The organism is Streptomyces sp. NPDC058246 (assembly GCF_042881985.1).
Lineage (GTDB): Bacteria > Actinomycetota > Actinomycetes > Streptomycetales > Streptomycetaceae > Streptomyces.
On sequence record NZ_JBHVWZ010000009.1, the window covers coordinates 1 to 5948 of the forward strand.

Annotated in this window: 3 protein-coding genes; 2 read left to right on the forward strand and 1 reads right to left on the reverse strand. The window is 72.1% G+C overall.

Annotated elements, in window-relative coordinates; all coding sequences use genetic code 11:
* Positions 1–41 precede the first annotated feature (41 nt).
* A complete protein-coding gene (locus tag ACFVXA_RS15530) occupies positions 42–1274 on the reverse strand; it encodes a helix-turn-helix domain-containing protein (RefSeq protein ID WP_362032517.1) in 1233 nt (410 codons plus the stop codon).
* 326 nt (positions 1275–1600) lie between these two features.
* Here ACFVXA_RS15530 and ACFVXA_RS15535 point away from each other — a divergent pair, with 326 nt between their 5' ends.
* Positions 1601–2848 (forward strand): MFS transporter, encoded by a 1248-nt coding sequence (locus tag ACFVXA_RS15535; RefSeq protein WP_389749916.1) that lies wholly within the window; start codon positions 1601–1603, stop codon positions 2846–2848.
* 221 nt (positions 2849–3069) lie between these two features.
* Positions 3070–5948 (forward strand): type I polyketide synthase (locus ACFVXA_RS15540; protein WP_390025262.1); only part of this gene is annotated, 2879 nt, incomplete at its 3' end.

Consider the following 5948-nt stretch of genomic DNA (forward strand, 5'->3'; position numbering starts at 1 on the left):
TGCCCCAGGCGGTGCCTGGGGCATCGCCATGCCGGCCGGGATCAGGTGTTCTTGGCGGACTGCTTCTGGTGCACCTGGACCAGGGTCTCGGCGGCGATGCGCCAGATGTCGGCGGCCAGGTCGATGTTGGACGTCTCGTGAGCCTGCTGCGCCAGTCTGTGCATCCCGCGCAGGCCCTCTTCCTCGTCGCCCTCGGCGATGCGCAGCCGGTTGTCGAGGACGTCCATCTGGACACGGTCGCGGTAGGACAGGCGCAGCGCACTGCGGTCCAGTTGCCCGAGCAGCGCGCGGGCGTCCATGTAGCGGCCCTCATGGAAGGCCAGGTTGGCCTTGATGAACAGCAACTCCTGCTCCAGCACGGCCGAATCGGCGAAGGGCAGGCCGGCCTCGATGGCCTCGATGCAACGCTGGGCCGCCTCCGGGTCCGACGGCGTCTTCAGCAGGTGCAGCCGGGCCGCGGCGACTCTCAGCCGCAGCCACAGAAGGAGGTTCTCGCTGCTGCGGAACTCCTCCAGGGCACGGCCGAGCAGCGACTCGGCCGTGGCGAGGTCGCCCTGCCGGACCCGTACCGCCGTGGCCGTCCAGATCGCCTCGGCCCACAGCGAGTCCGAGCGTCCCTCGACCAGGGTGATCAGTTCGTCGGCGTGCGCGCCGGCGTCCGGTAGCCGGCCACCCTCCGTCTCCACGGAGATCAGCGCCAGCAGGACCAGCGCGAGGTCATAGACCCCGAGTTGGTTCTCCCGGGCCAGCTCGTGCGCGTGCGTGGCGATGCCGGTGGCCCGGGCGATCTCGCCCGCCGACCGGAGGCAACGGGCGAGTTGAGTCATCGCCCTGACCCGCAACTCGGGCAGGCCGACCGCCTTGCCGAGTTCGACAAGCTCTTCCAGGTGCTGCAGCTCACGGGCGTGCTCACCCTTGCGTCGCTGCTGCTGGGCCAGCAGCCACAGGGCCTGCCAGCGCAGCAGCACGTTACTGCCGTCGTCGGCGGCCAGCGCCGATTCCAGTGCCTCCACGCTTGCCTCGCACTCCGCCGAGACGGCGACCGTGAGGGCATGGGCGATGGAGACGACCTTCTGTTCGTCGAAGTCGGCCGGACCGACAGCGAGTTGCTTCATCAGGTACTCGGCCGCGCGCTCGGTGGGCCGCCTCGCGCCCGACTCGAGACGCGACAGATAGCCGGTGGACATTCCATCCCCGGCCAGGGCGGCCTGTGACAGGCGCCTTTCCAGCCTCAGTTGCTTGAGGCGACGCCCGAAGTACGGCTGCTCCAGCATGATTTGCCCCAGATGACTCTAGACGCCAGCAGATCAACACCCCCGTGATGCCTTATGCCTTGTGGGCTTTCGGAATCTTTCCAGCATTTTCCCGACGAGATGGTAGACCATGCTCTTCGATTAGGCAAACGGATGGCCGGATTCCTGTTCACCCACCCCACCCCCGCTGGAACTTTATTGCCAAAGTGGGTTGGCAATCACTTGCCAATCGGCGTGGCCTGGACTAGCTTCGGCTGCCGCGAGTGTCCTGTGCCGCAGCACGGGAGACCTGACCCGGATCGTCCCACAGAGCCAGGCCCTGCAGGCCCCACATAGGGAGCCCCCTCTTGACCGTTCCCTCCTCCGCCTCCCGCAGCGGTGTTCCCGGCCCCGGCCTTGCCCAGCCTCCCGCGCAGCGGGTGAGCGTGCTGGCCATGGCAATTGCCGGTGCCGTCACCGTTGCCAACATCTACTTCCCGCAGCCTCTGCTGGAGGCGATCGCGCACGGTCTCGGCGTGACAGAGAACAGCGCCGGGCTGATCGCCTCCGCCGCCCAGATCGGCTACGCCGTCGGCATCCTGTTCATCGTGCCGCTCACCGACACCGCCCGCGTACGCCGACTGGTGACCGTACTGCTGACGGTGACCTGTGCCGGCCTGCTCGTCGCCGCGGCGGCGCCCAACCTGGTCACGCTCACCGTCGCCACCCTGGCCGTCTCCACGGCCACCGTGCTGCCGCAGATCATCACGCCGACGGCCGCCGCTCTCGCGGGGCCCGAGCGCAGCGGTCATGTCGTCGGCCTCATCGGTCTCGGACTGACCCTGGGCTCGACACTTTCCCGCACGGTCTCCGGTGCCGTGTCGGATGCCAGCGGCAGCTGGCGCACGGCGTATCTGGTCGCCGCGGCGATGACCGGCGCACTCCTGTTGTTCCTCCCGCGGTGCATGCCGGAGCGGCTGAACCGCGGGGGCCCCCGGCTGCCGTATCCCAAGCTCCTGGGCAGCCTTCCCGGTCTGCTCGCCGCCCATCGCGAAGTGCGCCTGTCGGCCTTTCTCGGGGCGACGGTCTTCGCAGCGTTCAGCACCTTCTGGGCGGTTCTCTCCTTCCATCTGGCCGAGCCTCCGTTCCGGGAGGGCCCCGCCTTCGCCGGGCTGTTCAGCCTCTACACGCTGCCCGCCGCGCTGCTGTCCGCGTACGCGGGCCGGCTCAACGACCGGCACGGGCCCACCGTGGTCAACGTGTGGGCACTGGGCTGTATCGGTGTGTCGTTCGCGCTGTTCGGTCTCCTCGGCGAGTCGATGGCCGCCCTCGTGATCGGGAGCAACCTCCTGACCTTGGGCACGAGCGCCAGCCAAGTCGCCAACCAGACCCGGCTGTTCGTCCTGGGCGGGGACACCACCGCCCGGCTGAACACGATCTTCATGCTGTCGTCCTTCGCCGGCGGTGCCGTGGGCTCCCTCGCCGCCGCCTCCGCGTACGGCGCCTACGGCTGGACCGGCATGGTGCTGACCGGTGGCGCCTTCCTGGCGCTGACCGCCGCGGCACTCGGCCTGGGCCTCGTGGGGCGTGCCAGGTCCGGCAAAGCCTCCGCCTGATCTCACTCGATCTCGCCCATGCGGGCAGACGACTGCCCGCTCTTCATCCGCGCGCGCCCGGCCACTCGTATCGACAGGCCGGCCCGACGCGTCACCCGACCGCCTCTTCCTGGGGGAACCGTGAGGAAATCCGCCGCCCATCGCCCCGCGCCGCCGGCGCGGGAACGGCAGACACCGGCGCCGCGCCCTGACTGCCGGCCGACCAGCGGGGAGTGTGGGAAATGACCCGCGACCGCTCACTCGACATCGCCGTCACGGGCATGGCCGCCCGCTTCCCCGGCGCGGACGATCTCGGCGAGTGGTGGTCCGCGCTGCGGGCCGGCCGCGTGCTGACCACCCGTCTGGACCGGTCCGAGCTGCTCGACGCCGGGACGGATCCCGCGCTGCTCGACGACGACCGGTACGTGCCCGTGCGGGGGTTCCTGCCCGGTGCGGACCGCTTCGACAACGAGCTGTTCCGCGTCGCCCCCCGTGAGGCCGAGCTGATGGACCCTCAGGCACGGCTGATGCTGGAGGCCGCCTGGAGTGCTCTGGAGGACGCCGGTGTCGACCCCCTCGACGCCGAGTCCACCACCGGTGTCTACGCCTCGGCCAGCGGCAGCGCCTACCTGCGCCGCATGCTGAGCGGCGGCACGCTCGCCCCCTCGGCGCTCGAACAGGCGCTGCGCGGCTCCGAACCGGACTACCTGGCCAGCCGGATCGCCTACAAGCTCGGGCTGACCGGTCCGGCGCTGACGGTGCAAACGGCCTGCTCCTCTTCCCTGGTCGCCGTGCACATGGCCGTTCAGGCACTGCTCAACGGCGACTGCGACCAGGCCGTGGTGGTCGCCGCGGGCGTCGACTTCCCGCAGGCCGGACATCTGTACGTGCCCGGTGGCATCCTCTCGGCTTCGGGTGTCTGCCGGCCGTTCGACGCGGATGCGGACGGAGCGCTCGCCGGCTCCGGAGTGGCGTGCGTGGTACTGCGCCCGCTGACGGACGCCCTGGCCGATGACGGCCCGCGTCCGCACGGCGTCATTCTCGGTACGGCGATCAACAACGACGGCTCCGACAAGGCCGGTTACCACGCCCCGTCCGCCCGCGGCCAGGAAGCCGTGATCCGCGCGGCCCTGCACAGCGCGGGTGTCGACGCCTCGTCCGTGGGCTACCTCGAGGCGCACGCCACGGGGACCCTCGTCGGCGACCCGATCGAGTGGTCCGCCGCGTCCGCCGCCCTCGGCGGCCTGGGCGCGCGTCCCGGGCAGGTGGCCGTGGGCGCGGTCAAGGCCAACATCGGCCATCTGGACGCGGCGGCCGGGCTGGCCTCGCTGATCAAGGCCCTGATGGTGGTGAAGCACGGCGTGCTGCCGCCGGTCGCCGGCTTCAGCGAACTCAACCCCCTGCTGGAGATCGAGGGGTCTCCCTTGTACGTGCCCGCCGAGGCCGGGCCGTGGACCGGCACCGAGGTGCGGCGCGCCGGGGTCAGCTCGTTCGGTATCGGCGGTACGAACGCCCACGTCGTCATCGAGCAGGCTCCGGAGCCCGTCGCCGTCCCCCGGGCGGAGCCACGGGACCGGCTGGTGGTGCTGTCGGCGGCGACGCCGGACGCCCTCGACCGGTCGGCCGCGCGCCTGTCGGCCCACCTTGCGGGGGAGGGCGGCGCGGACGGTTCTTCGGCCGACGGCACCCCGCTGGCCGATGTCGCTCACACGCTGGCCGCCGGACGGGCCCGTCTGCCGTGGCGCCTGGCGGTGACCGGCCGTACGGGCCCCGAGGTCGCCGCGCGTCTCGTGCAAGCGTCGGGCGCGGTGCACGGCGGCAGGTCCGTCCGGGATCCCGCTCCCGTCGTGTTCCTGCTGCCGGGACAGGGCACCCAGTACCCGGGCATGGCCCTGCCGTTCGCCGAGTCCCTGCCCGGCTTCTCCGCAGCGCTCGACACCTGTCTCGGCGCGTTCGCTCCGGACCTGGCGGCCACGGTGCGACGGGCTCTGACGGACGTCGGCTTCCCCGCCGCGGAACTGGAGGAGACGGAACTCGCCCAGCCCGCGCTGTTCGCCGTCGAGTACGCGGCGGCGACCGCGCTGACCGGGCTCGGCATCGTGCCGGCCGCGCTCGTCGGGCACAGCCTGGGCGAGATCACCGCCGCCTGTCTCGCGGGGGTGCTCGAACTGCCCGACGCCGCACGGCTCGTGAGCGCTCGCGGCCGCGCCATGCAGAGCTGCCCGCCCGGCGCGATGCTGGTTCTGCGCTGCGGTGAGGCCGAGGCCCGCAAGCTGGTGTCCGAGTACGGCGACGAGCTGGAGCTCGCCGCGGTCAACGGCACGGACAACTGCGTCGTGGCGGGACCCGCCGACCAGGTCGAGGAGTTCCGGATCGGGCTGGGCGACAGCGTCGTCACCCGGCGGCTGCGGACCGGTGGTGCCTTCCACTCCGCCCTGATCGAGCCCGCGGTGCCACAGCTTCGGGACGCGCTGCGCGGCGTGCGGCTCGCCCGACCGGCCCTGCCCTTCGCGGCGAACGCCACGGGCCGGCTGCTGCCCGCCGGGACGGAGATCGAGCCGGGGATGTTCGCCGAACAGGCCCGCCGCACGGTCCGGTTCCAGGAAGCGCTCGCCGCGGTCGCCGAGGCCTTCCCGGGCGCCGTGGCCGTCGAGGTCGGTCCCGGCCGGGCCCTTGCCGCACTGGCGGAGTCCGCGGGTCTGAGCGCCGTTCCGCTCGGCGCCGCGGGCGCCGGACACTCCGGCGAGGCGCCGCTGAGGGCTCTGGGCGAGCTGTGGGCCCTCGGCCAGCCGGTGGACCCGACGGCGCTGTGTGCGGAGGGAAGGATGGTGCACCTGCCCGGTTACCAGTTCGCCGGACCGCGGTTCATCGCCCCGGAGGCCCAGGCCGCCACCAGCCGTCCCGCCGCCCCGGCGACGACCGGTGCCGGCGCGCCGATCCGGTCGGCACCGACGTCCGTACCGGCCGGGGAGTCCACCCCGCCGGCAGGGTCCGGTGCCGTACGCGGGAGCGCGCCGGCGGACCCTCGTGAAGCGGTGGTCGCCGCCTGGACCGCGCACCTCGGCCACACCGAACTCACCGACGACTCCGACTTCTTCGACCTCGGCGGCGACTCCCTCCT

Coding starts and splice junctions, on each gene's coding strand:
- ACFVXA_RS15530 (WP_362032517.1), bottom strand. CDS start 1,274: ATGCTGGAGCAGCCGTACTTCGGGCGTCGCCTCAAGCAACTGAGGCTG.